At 37.7% G+C, this 15342-nt stretch carries 9 protein-coding genes and 3 pseudogenes; 10 read left to right on the top strand and 2 right to left on the bottom strand.

Features of this window, described 5'->3' with window-relative positions:
• The first annotated feature begins 327 nt into the window (after window positions 1–327).
• The 6 genes and pseudogenes from wcaJ (at window position 328) to ACL2XF_RS03510 (ending at window position 7986) form a co-directional block, all read left to right on the top strand.
• Window positions 328–1721, top strand: a pseudogene (gene wcaJ, locus ACL2XF_RS03485) (undecaprenyl-phosphate glucose phosphotransferase).
• Window positions 1722–1811: 90 nt separating this feature from the next.
• A complete protein-coding gene (locus ACL2XF_RS03490; protein WP_413728006.1) occupies window positions 1812–3044 on the top strand; it encodes a hypothetical protein in 1233 nt (410 codons plus the stop codon).
• Between the two features lie 89 nt (window positions 3045–3133).
• Complete coding sequence (locus tag ACL2XF_RS03495) at window positions 3134–4357, top strand: glycosyltransferase (RefSeq protein WP_413728007.1); 1224 nt, start codon at window positions 3134–3136, stop codon at window positions 4355–4357.
• A 446-nt stretch (window positions 4358–4803) separates the two neighbouring features.
• On the top strand, window positions 4804–6339 hold the full coding sequence (locus ACL2XF_RS03500) for a hypothetical protein (protein WP_413728008.1): 1536 nt from the start codon (window positions 4804–4806) through the stop codon (window positions 6337–6339).
• A 49-nt stretch (window positions 6340–6388) separates the two neighbouring features.
• Complete coding sequence (locus tag ACL2XF_RS03505) at window positions 6389–7396, top strand: glycosyltransferase family 2 protein (protein ID WP_413728009.1); 1008 nt, start codon at window positions 6389–6391, stop codon at window positions 7394–7396.
• 425 nt (window positions 7397–7821) lie between these two features.
• The gene (locus tag ACL2XF_RS03510) at window positions 7822–7986 is read left to right on the top strand and encodes a transposase (RefSeq protein ID WP_413728010.1); all 165 of its coding nucleotides are present in this window, start codon (window positions 7822–7824) and stop codon (window positions 7984–7986) included.
• A 432-nt stretch (window positions 7987–8418) separates the two neighbouring features.
• Here ACL2XF_RS03510 and ACL2XF_RS03515 read toward each other — a convergent pair.
• Window positions 8419–8799: pseudogene (locus ACL2XF_RS03515) on the bottom strand (transposase); the annotation flags it as partial.
• A 126-nt stretch (window positions 8800–8925) separates the two neighbouring features.
• On the opposite strand from ACL2XF_RS03515, the pseudogene ACL2XF_RS03520 reads away from it, so the two are divergent.
• Window positions 8926–10124 (top strand): annotated as a pseudogene (locus ACL2XF_RS03520) (IS3 family transposase); the annotation flags it as partial.
• Between the two features lie 249 nt (window positions 10125–10373).
• Here the strand turns inward: ACL2XF_RS03520 and ACL2XF_RS03525 are convergent.
• Window positions 10374–10607, bottom strand: coding sequence for a hypothetical protein (locus ACL2XF_RS03525; RefSeq protein WP_413728011.1), 234 nt, complete (start codon window positions 10605–10607; stop codon window positions 10374–10376).
• 1097 nt (window positions 10608–11704) lie between these two features.
• Here ACL2XF_RS03525 and ACL2XF_RS03530 point away from each other — a divergent pair.
• The 3 genes from ACL2XF_RS03530 to cpsG all read left to right on the top strand — a co-directional run bounded on the left by ACL2XF_RS03530 (window position 11705) and on the right by cpsG (window position 15290).
• On the top strand, window positions 11705–12637 hold the full coding sequence (locus tag ACL2XF_RS03530; RefSeq protein ID WP_413728012.1) for a capsular polysaccharide synthesis protein: 933 nt from the start codon (window positions 11705–11707) through the stop codon (window positions 12635–12637).
• A gap of 1108 nt (window positions 12638–13745) precedes the next feature.
• Window positions 13746–13895, top strand: a complete 150-nt coding sequence (locus tag ACL2XF_RS03535; RefSeq protein WP_413728760.1) for a hypothetical protein — start codon at window positions 13746–13748, stop codon at window positions 13893–13895.
• Between the two features lie 18 nt (window positions 13896–13913).
• The gene (cpsG, locus tag ACL2XF_RS03540) at window positions 13914–15290 is read left to right on the top strand and encodes a phosphomannomutase CpsG (RefSeq protein ID WP_413728013.1); all 1377 of its coding nucleotides are present in this window, start codon (window positions 13914–13916) and stop codon (window positions 15288–15290) included.
• Window positions 15291–15342: the final 52 nt, after the last annotated feature.

Genomic DNA, 15342 nt, shown 5'->3' on the forward strand with positions numbered 1-15342 from the left:
TGATATTCAACTAAACCTATTAAATATGGAATAGATTTGAAATGTAATTGTTTAAGAAAAAATATATATACTAATAATCAGATGTAATTTTTAAAAAAATTAGAACTAAAAGAATCGACAAGAAAATATAAGTAAATATACGTACATTTCTTATTTAAATATAAGAATATACCTACAAAAGTTTGGTTAACGCAATTTACTTCGTAAATAATAGTTTATATCGATATGCTAATAAATGAGGATGTAAACATTGATTGCTTCAATAATTCATACAACTGATTATGATGTCATTTAAACTCCGAAAAATTGATTATGTATGGATAAATTATGGCACATTTAAATAAAGCCGGAACGCCAACAAATGCATCGCTGATATCAATGGCTCAACGCTTCACTGATATTTTTATAATATTTCTTGGTCTGGATTTTGCGTGTGCAATGAGCAAAATGGCTTTTGACAATAGCTATTTGTTAATGGCACTAATGGTCTTGGTCATTTTTCAAATGATAGGTGGTATGACCGATTTTTATCGTTCATGGCGCGGGGTAAAAATCTCTACTGAATTTAAATTACTATTAAAAAATTGGACAATTAGTTTTATCTTTAACACTGGTATTTTATTTTTTTATACAAATGATAGAAATCAAATAAGCTTATTCTTATACTGGTATATTGCTGTATTTATTGGTTTGCTGGTTTCAAGAACTTGTATTCGATATGTCACGGGGCTTTTAAGAAACTTAGGATATAATACTCGCAGAGTAGCTATCGCCGGAAGCCTTCCCAGTGGTATCAAATTGGCAAAAAGTTTTATAGATGCTCCATGGCTAGGTTTCCAAGTTGTAGGTCTTTATAATACTGAAGTTTTAACTGATTTACATGATCTTACTTATCGAGGTGATTTTAGCCAACTTGCGGCTGATGCAAGAGAGGGTTTGCTAGATCGCATATATATTGCAATATCAATGAACCAAGAAGATGAAATAAAAGAATTACTCAGTAAATTAATAGACTCTACTTGCTCTGTAATGTTTATACCAGATACTTTTACTTTTGATATATTGCAATCAAAATTCGAGGAAGTTAATGGCACTCCTGTAGTATCTCTTTTTGATACACCGATGAGTGGCATTAATATGGTGTTAAAAAGGTTAGAAGATATTATCCTTTCATTTTTTATATTGATTTTAATAATACCTGCATTAATATTAATTGCATTGGTTGTAAAAATAAGTTCTCCTGGTCCGGTAATATTCAAGCAAGTGCGTTACGGAATGGATGGCAAACCAATTAAAATATGGAAATTTAGATCTATGACTGTTATGGAAAATGGCGCAAATGTTGTTCAGGCAACTAAGTATGATACCAGATTAACTCCAGTTGGCGGTTTTTTAAGGAAAACCTCTCTTGACGAATTGCCACAGTTTATCAACGTCCTTAAAGGCGATATGTCTATCGTTGGTCCACGGCCGCATGCTGTTGCGCATAATGAACAATATCGTCGATTAATACCTGGATATATGCTCCGTCATAAAATGAAGCCTGGCATAACCGGTTGGGCTCAAATCAATGGTTGGAGAGGTGAGACTGATACGCTTGAAAAAATGGAGAAGAGGATTGAATATGATCTTGAATATATACGCGCTTGGAGTGTTTTTCTAGATTTAAAAATCGTATTCTTCACTATATTCAGGGTTTTATTAATAAGCAAGCCTATTAGACAAAGTATATTTTCCCGCTATATGTTATAAATTTTACGGATTTTATAGCGAATGCTTTAATTACACGTTTAGGATAATTTTATGCGGAAATGCTTTTTTTTTACTTTTCACTCCTAATATGTATCCAAATTCCATTTGCAGACGGCATTACTTTTAAGGACTTCAACTCTGCTAATTATCTTCCTCCTGGACAGGCTGCTGCTACTTTAGGGTTAGGCTGGGTTCGAGAAGATTTATCGTGGGCAAATATTGAAAAGACTAAAGGTTATTATAATTGGAATAATTTTGACCAAAAAGTCTTAAGGGCACATTCCGAAGGTGTTGAAGTTTTACCGTTGCTAGCATATACGCCGGATTGGGATAGAGTCATACCACATACCGCAGGTTCTCCTCCTAAAGATTATTCTCGCTGGCTTGCGTTTGTGCGAGCGGCTGTTGAACGTTATACAAAGCCACCATATAATATCAAATATTTTCAGGTCTGGAATGAGCCGACGAAAAAGGCAAGCTATTGGTTAGCTAGCCAGAATGAGTTTATTGATAAAATTTATATTCCTGCTGCAAACATCATTAGAAATAATAAAGCAAAAGTTGTTTTTGGAGGGTGGCCAGCATCTAATTCATTAAAAGAATATGAGGAGACGCTAAATTATCATGACGCTATATCTTACACAGATATATTAGATGTACACTATCGAAATTTAGGAGGATATAACACTTTATTTAAGAAATATATCGCAACTGGGAAAGTAATGGGACTATGGCAGACTGAACTAGGTTATACAACTAGTCCTGAATTTATTAGTAGAGTATATATACCACTTCTCCATTGGGCATTGAAAAATAATTGGCATTCAAAAGAACAATATAAAGTATTTTGGTACCCCGGCTGGGGAAGTATTGAACAGGAGCCAAGAGGCCTAACGACAACAAAAAATCGACAAGTTCTTTTAACATCCAACGGGCAAGAATTGGCTTTAATTACTTCAATTTTTGGTGATGGCGCCTTATCAATACTACCAGTAAATGTAACTAAAGTTGATAAAAATGAAGTGTATGGATTTAAAGTGGGCTTAAATAAAGGTGTTATAGCAATTACTCGGGATTTTAAAAGCGTGCAAGCTAGTACTATCACTTATCATTTTAATGAAGGGAGGAGCATAAATGAAGCAAATATTTTTTATCCTGGCGGTGAGAGGCAACTAATCAAATTAGAACAAAATTCTAGTAATACAACATTAACATTAGATGAAAAAGTATTTAGATATACGTGTGTAAAATGTTTTTCTAGCACTATATATGTAGTCTATACAACTAAATAGATGCGCAATGCTAGCTCTAATTGCATTTTTTTGATATCTTATTAGTGTTATCTAAGCACCTTATTGTCATTTAATTATTAGAGGTGAGGATGAAACTGGTTTTTTTTGTTATGGAATTCCCTGTTCCTTCAGAAACATTTGTTATGAACCAAATAACGTATTTTATTGATCATGGATACGATGTTAATATCATTGCTGTTTTTCCTGGAGATTTTATTAATACACACAAGGATTTTGTTAATTATAAACTAGCATCTAAAACGACCTTTTTACTACCTCGAGAAAATAAGAATAAAATACTTAAGGTTGTGATGCGGAGCTTAATAGTGGCATCTAATTTTTATAAATATTTAGTCCGCGATGCTTTGAGTTCAAGACAATTTGGAATACATTCAAAAAATCTCATTTTGCCAAGCATTATGGCATTAAATAATAAAAAGATTGATGCGGATTATTTTTTGGTCCATTTTGGGTTTTCTGGTGTACTTGCAAATAAGCTAAGGAAACTAGGACTTTTTAACGGAAAAATAGCAACAATCTTTCACGGGGCAGATATTTCCCGTGCTGATGTGTTATCTTTGTATCATGATGATTATATAAGGTTATTTGATGATACCGAAATTTTATTGCCTGTTAGCTATCTTTGGAGAAATAAACTTATTACATTGGGTTGCAAACCTGATAAAATCCGGGTTATCAGAATGGGTATTAATCCAAAAAACTTTAAATTAAAAAAAATACGCGCGCCAGGTTTGAAATTAAAAATTCTTACTATTGCAAGATTAGAGGATAAAAAGGGAATTAACATAGCAATAGAAGCTTGCGCTATCCTAAAGGCTCGTGGTGTTCAATTTAGTTACGAAGTCATAGGTAGTGGAGTTCTGATGTCTAATTTACAAGAGCAAATAGATAAATTACATCTTAAAAATGATGTTAAGCTATTAGGTTTTAAAGCACAGGAAGACATAATGGCTTATTTGAACGAAGCAGATCTTTTTTTGTTACCTTCTCGGACTGCTGAAAATGGCGATATGGAAGGTATACCTGTCGCGTTGATGGAGTCGATGGCTGTAGGTACTCCTGTTATTTCTACTTATCATAGTGGGATTCCTGAATTGATTGAAGATAAGGTTACAGGCTGGCTGGCCCCTGAAAATAATGCTATATGTATTGCAAATATTATAGAAAAAATAGTTAAATCTGGTGATTCAAATTCATTAATAATCACTAATGCTAGAGAAAAAATTGAAAAAGAATTCAATCAACTTGAATCTTATGCAAGCCTTGAACGTGTATTAAATGAATTTATGTAAGTATCAATTTAAAGAAATCAATTCGTATTAAACAAATTTAAGTCAATATTTACATAAGCACAATATGATTTGATTGTTTTAATAGCTATGTTTTCATTTAGCTATTTGCATTGCTTTTAGATTGCTAGAATTTATATAATATCACACGTTCAATAAATGCCAGATAATATATTTTTATCCTTTCTGACATAAAGAAAAAATCAGTCGTCTTACAATATATAAATAAAGTGATAAGTATTAACATGAAACTATAAACAGCACGATAAATGTTGTGACTTCTCAGAATCAATATCTGACAAATGTAATGTTGTTATTTATCTAAATTATATATTAACTTATGTGAAAAATTTTATTTAATTAAATCATTATTGCCGCAAAATTGCCGCAAATGTTATAGTAGATGATTGGTTAATATAGCACGTCAGATTTTCCAAACGGAATAAATTATGAATGAATCTAGACTTGGAAATACAATAAGAAACGCTCGAGTAAGTTTATTTTTTTATCTTATAATATTGTTAGTGACATTTTACTCACGAAGTTTTTTTATAAAGCAGCTAGGTTCGGATTTTGTTGGTTTAACAACCACGATGCTGAACATTATCGGGTTCCTTAATTTAGCTGAGATGGGATTTGCCTCGGTAATCGCCTTTGCTCTTTATAAACCTTTATTGGAAAGGAATAAAGAAGAAACAAATGAGATTGTATCGGTATTTGGTTATATATATCGACTTATAGGTTATATCATAATTTTTTTTGGGATTCTATTAGCCATAGGTGTGTTATTCTTCTTTAAAAATAGTGGTTTTGATTCCACTGCTATTTTAACTGTTTATCTTACTTACTTAATTACTACGTTGCTCGGTTTTTTTGTAAACTATAAAGAAGTGTTATTAGTTGCTGACCAAAAAAATTATATAAAAATAAGTATATATAATAATGTAAGACTTGCTAAAATCGCTGTTCAAATGCTAGCTATTAATTATATAAGCGATAGCATTTATCTTTGGATTATATTGGAGCTTATTTTCCTTTCCTCATATTCTATTTTTTTAAACTTAAAAATAAAAAGAATTTACCCCAACCTTACAAGTGTTGTTAAACAAGGCAAAGAGCTATCACACAAATATGCATTTATTTTCACGAAAGCAAAGCAAGCTTTTTTTCATAAATTTAGCACATTGATTTTACAAAACACCGCAAATGTTTTCGTATACTTTTTTTCCTCGTTAAATATGGTTACTAAATATTCAAACTATATTATTATTTCTGCTTCGATAGTGACTTTACTATCAAGCTTATTCGATAGCACCAATGCTGCTGTGGGAAACCTTGTGGCTGAAAAAAATACTTCACGTGTGTTGAAAGTGTATTGGGAATTGCAGGTTTCTCGGTTTTGGCTAGCGACATCAGTAGTTTTCACTTGCTTTATCACAATAGATATTTTTATAAGCTCATGGGTTGGGAATGAATTTATTCTTGATACTAACATTAAGTTATTTATTATTTTAAACCTTTTCATAATGATTATAAGAAAAACAAATGATGAATTTCTTGGCGCGTGCGGATTGTTTAAAGATATCTGGGCTCCGATTACTGAAATTATAATTAATGTGGCAGTAATGATAATCTGTGGGCGAATTTGGGGCGTAATTGGGATTCCATTAGGTGCATTTATTAGTATGGGGTTGATAGTTATTATATGGAAACCATTTTTCTTATACCGTGAATTTATGCCTCAGAAAATTAGCATTTATGTGATTAATCTTGCCAAGTATATAATAATTTCATTGTGCACTATTTATGTGGTCTCAAAAATACCTTTATTCAATAATTCTGCTCCTGATTCTTATTATAAATTTTTGTGTATTGGCGTCCAACGTTTTTTTGAAATGCTTATAGTTAGTTGGATCTTATTTATTATTTTCACCGATGAGATGAGGGATTTTTCAAAAAGATTTTATAAAATCATACGTAAGTAGCTTTGTTTGTTTTTAATCCTTTTTTGTGATTGTTGTTTTAGGTGGGTATATGTCTTCTCAAAATTTACTTGTAAGTATATTGATACCTGTTTTTAATGCGGAGAAATATATAGAAAGAGGTCTGCTTTCCGTTATCAACCAGACTTATAAAAATTTAGAGGTGATCATTGTTGATGACCATTCTATGGATGCCTCTTTACAATGTATTGAAAATTTTCGATCGAGTCACCCACAAATAAAAATAATTGTAATAAAACACAAGACTAATCTTGGCGTTTCAGCTGCAAGAAATAGCTTATTAGATCATGCAAACGGTGACTTATTCGCATTCCTTGATGCGGATGATTATTTTGCAAATACTTTGATTGAGAAATTAATTTATTTAATAAAAGAAAAAGACGTTGATGTTGCTCAATGTGCTTTCTTCAAGGAAAATGATAATGGTCAATATAAATCGATCTATCCGATAAGAACTTCCCGAATGGCTTTAACTGGCCATCAAGTTATTTTGGAAATGCTAGAAGGAAAAATTCCTGGTTTTTTATGGAATAAAATATTTAAACGACATGTATTTGATGATGTAAGATTTGATATAAAGAAAAAAGCATTTGAGGATTATGAGGTTTTGTTAAAGATTTTCCTTAATAATGCCTCGTTGTTTTCAACTTGTGAACCATTATACTATTATATCCAACGACCTCAATCTTTAACAAAAAAATCATATTTGGAAGCTACTACGAGGTTGGAGTATTTAGATTTGACTAAGGAATTAGTATCGCCTGCATTACAAAACAAAAGTGATAAACAATTGCTTTTAGTCCATGAGTATTCAGTAATCATAGATGTGGCTCGATTTATCGCTAAAAATTATGCAAATGAATCTTCCTCATATGACGGTATTAACACCTGCAAAAAAAGACTATCCCTTATTGGTCTTTTAAAAATCATGTCCAGATTAAGTATTAAAACATTTGTTGCTGCCTTTATTTTAATATCATCGCCTCGAGTATTTATTTATATTTTGAATTATAGAAAAAGAAATGTTCCAATTAGTTAATTAAGAAATCGTGGTTTGATAATTTTATCTAAAAAGATGAGTGTCCGAAATAATAATTTTCTTGTGGCGCAAATTAAGTGAGATCGCGAAAGAATAATATTCTTCAGCAACCGATAAATTTTGACGATTGAAAAAGGAAATCGCGTTAGGTATACCAGTTTTCAACTTAATTATAAATTATAGTATATATTGCCTTATTAATTGATAACAGATACGAAGTGCTTTTTTTACCCATTCCAGAGCGAATTTGATTATGAAAGAGCGGCACACCCGAATCTACCAGCAGCATATTGACGCATGACGACACTGTGAATCAGCTAAAAAAATTATTGTTCATATTATTTGCTGTTTTAACCTCTTGATAATTTATACACTTCGACGCGTCTAAAATTAGACTTAGGCTTAAATCTATTAGAATTACATCTATGTTTAAGACTTGTCAAAGCGAAATCAAGGATACTGTTTGTACTGAGCCGGAGCGACGTCGCCGCCGTACTCCGCAGGAGAAGATCGCTATCGTTCAGGAGTTCTTCCAACCAGGAAGCTCTGTTATTCTTGTCGCTCGTCGTCATAATGTGGATGCTTATTAGATCTCTAATTGGCGTAAGCAATACCAGAACGTCAGCCTGACGGCAGTCTTTACCTGCGAAGTAGTTATGCCGGTTTCTGAGTTAAACAATGCCATGAAATAAATCTGCGACTCCAACGTCTCTAGGGCAAGAAAACCTGCAAAATGAGGTCCTCAAGGAGGCGGTTGAATACGGCAAAGCAAAAATTGTTTGGTTCGCTCATGTTTTGCATGTCCGTCTTTGACCGAATCAGTTTGCGTAAATGTATCCGACCTCTCACGAGTCAGCCCGCTTTTGACGGAAAGGTCATGATGGGATAGGCATGCTCAGTTTTTATCAAATGGATCGGCTACGGATGCTGCTTTTTTGCCCCACATTTACTGACCATCGTGTCACTGTTTTGTCATCAGGTAAACCCTGCAAACTTTATAGATGGATGATATAAAACTATATTTACCGCACTTGTGGTAGATAAAATGTCGCGTTATGGGTTAATACGACCCAGAGCACTCGTGCAAGTTTGTTAGCCTGTGCCACGATCACCTTATTTCGGTGCATACCTCTGGCCTCCATTTTATCTATCCATGCGCCCAATCGATCTCTCGTGCGATCAAGGTTCAAAAGGCCTGTCCTGGCACCATGGGTAAGTAATTTCCGAAGACAGGGGTTTCCGCGTTTGCTGATGCCCAGCAATCGCTGTTTACCACCAGTAGAGTATTCTCTCGGGACTAACCCCAACAAGGCAGCAAGATCGTGACTAGATTTAAACTGGTTACCATTTCCGGCAAAAGCAGTGATTGCTGTTGCGGTTAATATACCAATAAAGGGTATGGAAGTTAGTTTAGTTGCAGTAACGTCTGCACTGGGATTGTATTAGCCCCCTGATGATCCATACACTTTGACCCGCCTAGAATAAGAGGTAGGTTTGGAACTATGTTCAAGACTGGTCAAAGCGAAATCATGGGTACTGTTCTTACTGAGCCAGAGCGACGCCGTCGTCGCACTCCGCAGGAGAAGATCGCCATCGTTCAGGAGACCTTCCAGCCAGGAAGCTCCGTTTCTCTTGTCGCTCGTCGTCATAATGTGAATGCTAATCAAGTCTTTAAATGGCGTAAGCAATACCAGGATGGCAGCCTGACGGCGGTCTCTGCCGGCGAAGAAGTTGTGCCGGCTTCTGAGTTAAACAGTGCCATGAAACAGATCCGTGAACTCCAGCGTCTCCTGGGTAAGAAAACCATTGAAAATTAGATGCTTAAGGAGGAAGTAGAATACGGCAAAGCAAAAAAATGGATTGCGCACGGACCCTTATTGCACGGGGACGACGAGTTAAGCCAGTGAGTGAAGCTCTGGGTGTGTCGCATGCGCAGCTCTCGCTTTATCGTTATCGGCAGGCTGACTGGCAGGACGGTCGCATGCAGCGGCATCAGGATGACGCCGAATTACTGGAACACATCCGTGCCGAAGTTGCCGACCTTCCGAGTTATGGCTATCGACGCATCTGGGCTAATCTGCGCCGCCGTTCGGAGCAGGAAGGTCTGCCGAGGGTGAACGCAAAACGGGTATGGCGCGTGATGCGTGACAACGGCTTGTTGTTAGAGTCGAAACCCCGTCCCACACCGGATACCCGTCGTCACACAGGCCGGGTGGCGGTGGCCGAAAGCAATCGGCGCTGGAGTTCGGATGGCTTCGAGTTCCGCTGCGATAACGGCGAAAAGCTGCGGGTCACCTTCGCCATCGACTGTGGCGACAGGGAAGCCTTGGACTGGGCGGCCAGCACCGGCGGTTATGACAGCGATACGGTACAGGACGTTATGCTACGCTCAGTTGAACGCCGGTTCGGGCAAAACCTGCCGACAGCGCCCCTCGAATGGCTGACGGATAACGGTTCGGCCTATCGTGCCGATGAAACCCGGAGCTTCGCTAAAATGCTGGGCCTGGAGCCCCGAACGACCGCGATCAGAAGTCCACAAAGTAATGGTGTAGCAGAAAGCTTCGTTAAGACGATGAAGCGTGATTATATCGGCATGATGCCAAAACCGGACAGCCAGACGGCAGTGTTAAACCTGTCGTTAGCGTTCTAACATTACAACGAATATCACCCGCACAGCGCATTGGGATATCGCTCACCAAGAGAATATCAGCGTCGGCGGAAATCATCAGCCTAAGCGGGAAGAGGTGCACGGATATATGGACTCAAAACCAGGGATGCTGCTCAATTCTTTTACGTAAGAGCAGTAAACGTTCTTCGATAGCTTTATATTCCTTCCAAAGCTCGTTAAGAATGGTTCGCATGGCAGGTGTGAGTTCATTGTTTTCATCTGTCAGTTTATCCGGCACATCGCGGACTAAATAATTCGCACCAGTACCAATAGTAATGCCGTACTCAAGTAAACATGCCCTAGCCTGATTTATAACAGATATTTGATGTAAAACCTGACGTTGCCGAACCCAATGAAGGACTTTAGATCAAGCTGCGCCTCAGTTTTTAGAGCAACGAAGCGCACCGTCGCACGTGAAATGGCTTCGGCGATGGCCTCAGCATCAACAATATCGGTTTTGTTTGATTTGACGAAAGGATTTAAAAATTGAGCGGGGACGATTCGAGCCACATGTCCGTATGCTTTGCCTTTCTTGAAAGCCAATTACTACCTGGACAGGCTTCCATCCCAATCGTCATTGATGACGAGCGGGGAAAAAAAATCAATAAGCCGTTCTATTGTCATCCTTGCTCGGAGTGAAGGTTTACCGCTCGAATTAAGGCCGACGATATGGAAGGAATTTTTACCAACATCAATGCCTAAATGAACAATATCCGGGATCGGTTTATTTTTCGTTATGCATCTCATTAGTGAATTAGCGTAACCCCAAAATTATACACGGGGGCGGGGCGAACCATCCCATTAATGGATTGCGCTCGGCCCCTTATTGCCCGGAGACGACGAGTAAAGTCAGTGAGTAAAGCCCTGGGTGTGTCATGTGAGCAGCTCTCCCTTTATCGTTACTGGCAAGATGGCCGCAAAAGTGGTCTCAGGATGACGTCGAATTATTGGTCGTACCTGTGCCGAAGTGGCCAACCTGCCGAGTTATGGCTATCGGCGCATCTGGGCGAATCAGCGTCGCCGTTTGGAGCAGGAAGGTCTACGGGGGGTGAACACAAACCGAGTATGGCGCGTGATGCGTGATAACAGCTTGTTATTACAGCTATAGCCCTTGCCCAAAACGGATGTCCGTCATCACACTGGCCGCGTGGCAGTCTACGAAAGGAATCTATGGCAACGTGCTAATATGTTGATGGTGTATCCTAAAAAACCAAAAACAGCAAATGAAGGATTATACGGCAGCAACCTATGTTTTGAGGCGGACATAAAAGGCACGCAATTCATATGTAGTCGATGGTTTTTACATGACTAACTGAGCATGATCAGCCCCAATGTGTTTAAACGAGCCTGATTGTGGGAAATCATGAGAACAGAGGATTTTCGGGTCTTGTGTGCAGTTCAATCACATGCTAGGAATATCCGCCGCTCTTGGGTTAATCGAAACATCAGGTATTTATTACTATCATAGATTTTATAAAGTAGAGTAAATGTTATTATTTTTGCTAAGCTTGGTTTTTGATATTTCACTACAAAGAATATTTCAACCATCTTAAAGTTTATTGATAAAATAAGAAAGTTGGGTATTGTTTGATATTAACGCTGAATTATACTCATTGGGGGTTTATTAGTTGAGGTATTACATGAGAGATTTTTTTTTCAAAATTAATTTAAAATTAATATATATTATATCCGAAAGACTAAAGAATGGAAAATGCCTTGCGTCTAAAAAAATAATCAATTTTCTACTGGAAATTAAACATAAGCTAATTGTAAATAAATTGAAACACAAATTCAAACATATCTTGAGTTCTTTTTTGTCACCCGATTCGAAAAGTATACGACATTTCTCAAATGAGAAGAAAATTTGGATATGTTGGTTTCAAGGTGAGGATGCTGCGCCAGCCCTTGTAAAAAAATGCATTGGAAGCATTAGAAGTTCCTCTAGGGGCCATGAAGTGGTTGTTATTACAGATAATAATTATGCTGATTATGTATCCATCCCATCATATATTGTGGGTAAATACGAGTCTGGGATAATATCGAAAACGCATTTTTCTGATATATTAAGAAGTTGTCTGCTTCACGAAAGAGGTGGACTTTGGTTAGATGCCACAATTTTTTGTCTAAATGATTTGCCTCTTGCCTTCTTTGAATCAAATTTCTGTACTCTTAAAAGTAATAGACCTGAGGATAAGGTTCATATTTCCCATGGGAAATGGACAGGTTACTGCATGTCAGCAAATTGCCAATATAAACTAATTTCATTTTTGAGAGAATGTTTCTTTGAATATTGGAAAAATGAAACAAAGTTGATAGATTATTTTTTAATTGATTATATTATCAAAATAGCATATTTGTCTTTTGATGATGTTAAAGAAGATATCGATGCTTTGCCCTGCTTAGGTGATAATCGTGATTTATTAATGTCTTTGCTAATGAATGAGTTTAATGATGAAGATAACAAAAAATTGCTTGCTGACGATATCAAGATTTATAAGCTGAGCTATAAAATCGATTGCTCAAAAAGTATTTCTAGCAATAAAACATTCTATGATTTTTACTTACATTTATAATAAAGTTGATAATTATAAGGTGATTAATAAATTGACTCTTATAGTGGTTAAGTTATTGAAGATTAAGGTTTTATTGATCACTTTCATTTAACCAGATCAGCGAAATCGGATTTTTCTACCTCTTATTTCAGAGAAAAAAGAGGTGCCGGGTAAGAAAAATCCGAGTTAATTGAAGTTAACTGAGGAAAAAAAAGCTTTTGCATTGAAACTGGCGGAGGGCGGCACACTACTAGTGATGAAATGTATCCCAAGATGGGCTTCTCTATAGCTACCTAGCTTTTTCTATTCAGATGGAAGAAGAATTCGGTGGTATGGGCGTGGACGAGCTGTGGCGCTTGTGCTAGTTGGAAAAATTCAATTAGCGAGAAAACGGCTTATTGTCTACCTCAGCCTAGACAAGAATACAATAAGGTACTGCAGAAAGTACTAAATGAAAGCTTTTTAAGGCCTGGCAGGTAAGAGCTAAGTTGTCAATTTTTTGTTGATGCTTACCGGATAGATGATTGTCGTGCCTGCCAAGTGATTCGCATAAGTCCTTGATTTATAATTATCGTTCTTGCCGTGATGACTGGGTACTGACGATGCGGATCCGGGAGATTGTCGAAACCCGTATTAGTTACGGATGCGAGCGAATACTCGTATAACTAAAGGATAAAGATTGGTGCGTGAATCACAAAAAATCGCACCAAATATACAGCCAGGAGGGCCCGAATTTTCGGCGCAATAATCCTTATAATTGTTACATTAATAGTAATGAAAAAATTGTAACCGCTAGCTATTGGTGTAGAAAAACTGATTAGTGTAAATGCCGATATGCTGTTCTTATTGTCGGTAAGTCTATGATCCAGGATGTCTCGAAAACCGTTGAATATCTTAAGCTGAATATCTATAGTGAATGCCCCCTGTATCATGAATCTTATCGCGTAATGGAGCAGCAGCGATATAATATTAATCAGAATTCTTTCAATTTAATATTATCTCTTTAAAACCTGGGTGTATGTTCTCTTCGCAAATGCATCATCGCGCCGAGTATTGGGGTAGTATTTTTTGGTGCAAAGAGTATAACTCTTAAAGATAAAACCTTTCGACTAATTGGATATCAATACTAATTGGATATCAATCTACTTTTATCATGATTGGTTCCTTCCATATGCTACAAAATCTATCGAAAACCCCATTAGAGTTGTTGCAAATTCAGTCAGGTTCATATCTGGGTGAAGATGATATTATACGAATAAAAGATCATTCTAGTCTTTGATAATCATTGAGGGGATTTATGACGCTGCTTTCCTGCTTTAAAGCTTATGATATCCGTGGAAAACTGGGCGATGAGCTTAATGAGGATATTGCCTATCGTATCGGTCGTGCTTACGGAGAATTTCTTAAACCAAAAACGATGGTAGTGGGCGGTGATGTGCGCCTGACCAGCGAGTCGTTAAAACTGGCATTAGCCAACGGCCTGCGTGATTCGGGTACCGATGTGCTGGATATCGGTGTCAGCGGCACAGAGGAAATCTATTTTGCGACTTTTCATTTAGGCGTCGATGGCGGCATAGAAGTCACCGCCAGCCATAACCCACTTAACTATAACGGTATGAAACTGGTACGGGAAAACTCTCGTCCCATAAGTGGCGATACCGGCCTGCGCGATATCCAACTCTTGGCTGAAGAAAACGCCTTTGCGTCGGTCGAACCGGATAGACGTGGCAGCTACCAGCAAATATCCATCCTTGAGGCATATATCGATCACCTGATGGGGTATATCGACCTGGCCAATTTTACCCGTCCAATGACGTTAGCCATCAATTCGGGCAATGGTGCAGCAGGGCATGTGATCGACGCAATTGAGCAACGGTTCAAACATGCAGGCGCGCCGGTGAATTTTGTTAAAGTCCATCACCAGCCGGACGGTAATTTCCCCAATGGTATCCCTAATCCACTTTTGCCGGAGTGCCGGCAGGATACAACCGATGCGGTAAAAAAATCTGACGCGGATATCGGCATCGCGTTCGATGGCGACTTCGACCGCTGCTTTCTGTTTGACGAGCATGGGAACTTTATTGAAGGATATTATATCGTGGGCCTTTTGGCCGCAGCATTCCTGGAAAAACACCCCGGCAGCAAGATGATCCACGATCCCCGCCTGAGCTGGAATACCATCGATATCGTATCGAAGTTGGGTGGTACGCCGGTAATGTCTAAAACCGGGCATGCTTTTATCAAGGAGCGTATGCGCAAGGAAGACGCCATTTATGGCGGAGAAATGAGTGCACATCACTATTTCCGCGATTTTGCCTACTGTGACAGCGGCATGATCCCCTGGCTGCTGGTTGCAGAACTGCTGAATATCAAAAACAAAACCCTGGGTGAACTTGTTAACGACCGCATGTCGGCCTATCCAGCTTCGGGTGAAATTAATAGTTCTATCAAAGATCCTAAACCGGCTATCCAACGCGTATTAGACGCATATTCAAAAGGTGCGATTAGTGTTGATCACACGGATGGCATCAGTGTGGAGTATGCGGACTGGCGATTTAATCTACGCAGTTCCAATACCGAACCAGTGGTAAGGCTAAACGTCGAGAGCAGAGGCAATACCGAGCTTATGCGTGAAAAAACAGCAGCGCTGCTGAATATCCTACGAACCGAGTAATCATTACCAGTTATCTGGTGCTATGATTGTTACAAAGTTCAACGAGTCATGT

Origin of the sequence: Sodalis sp. RH19 (genome assembly GCF_047324215.1) — a bacterium.
Classification (GTDB): domain Bacteria; phylum Pseudomonadota; class Gammaproteobacteria; order Enterobacterales; family Enterobacteriaceae; genus Acerihabitans.

Bases quoted from the DNA above. Each gene is read 5' to 3' on its own strand.
- ACL2XF_RS03490 (WP_413728006.1), top strand. From the start codon at position 1,812: ATGCTTTTTTTTTACTTTTCACTCCTAATATGTATCCAAATTCCATTT.
- ACL2XF_RS03495 (WP_413728007.1), top strand. From the start codon at position 3,134: ATGAAACTGGTTTTTTTTGTTATGGAATTCCCTGTTCCTTCAGAAACA.
- ACL2XF_RS03500 (WP_413728008.1), top strand. From the start codon at position 4,804: ATGAATGAATCTAGACTTGGAAATACAATAAGAAACGCTCGAGTAAGT.
- ACL2XF_RS03505 (WP_413728009.1), top strand. From the start codon at position 6,389: ATGTCTTCTCAAAATTTACTTGTAAGTATATTGATACCTGTTTTTAAT.
- ACL2XF_RS03510 (WP_413728010.1), top strand. From the start codon at position 7,822: ATGTTTAAGACTTGTCAAAGCGAAATCAAGGATACTGTTTGTACTGAG.
- ACL2XF_RS03530 (WP_413728012.1), top strand. From the start codon at position 11,705: ATGAGAGATTTTTTTTTCAAAATTAATTTAAAATTAATATATATTATA.
- cpsG (WP_413728013.1), top strand. From the start codon at position 13,914: ATGACGCTGCTTTCCTGCTTTAAAGCTTATGATATCCGTGGAAAACTG.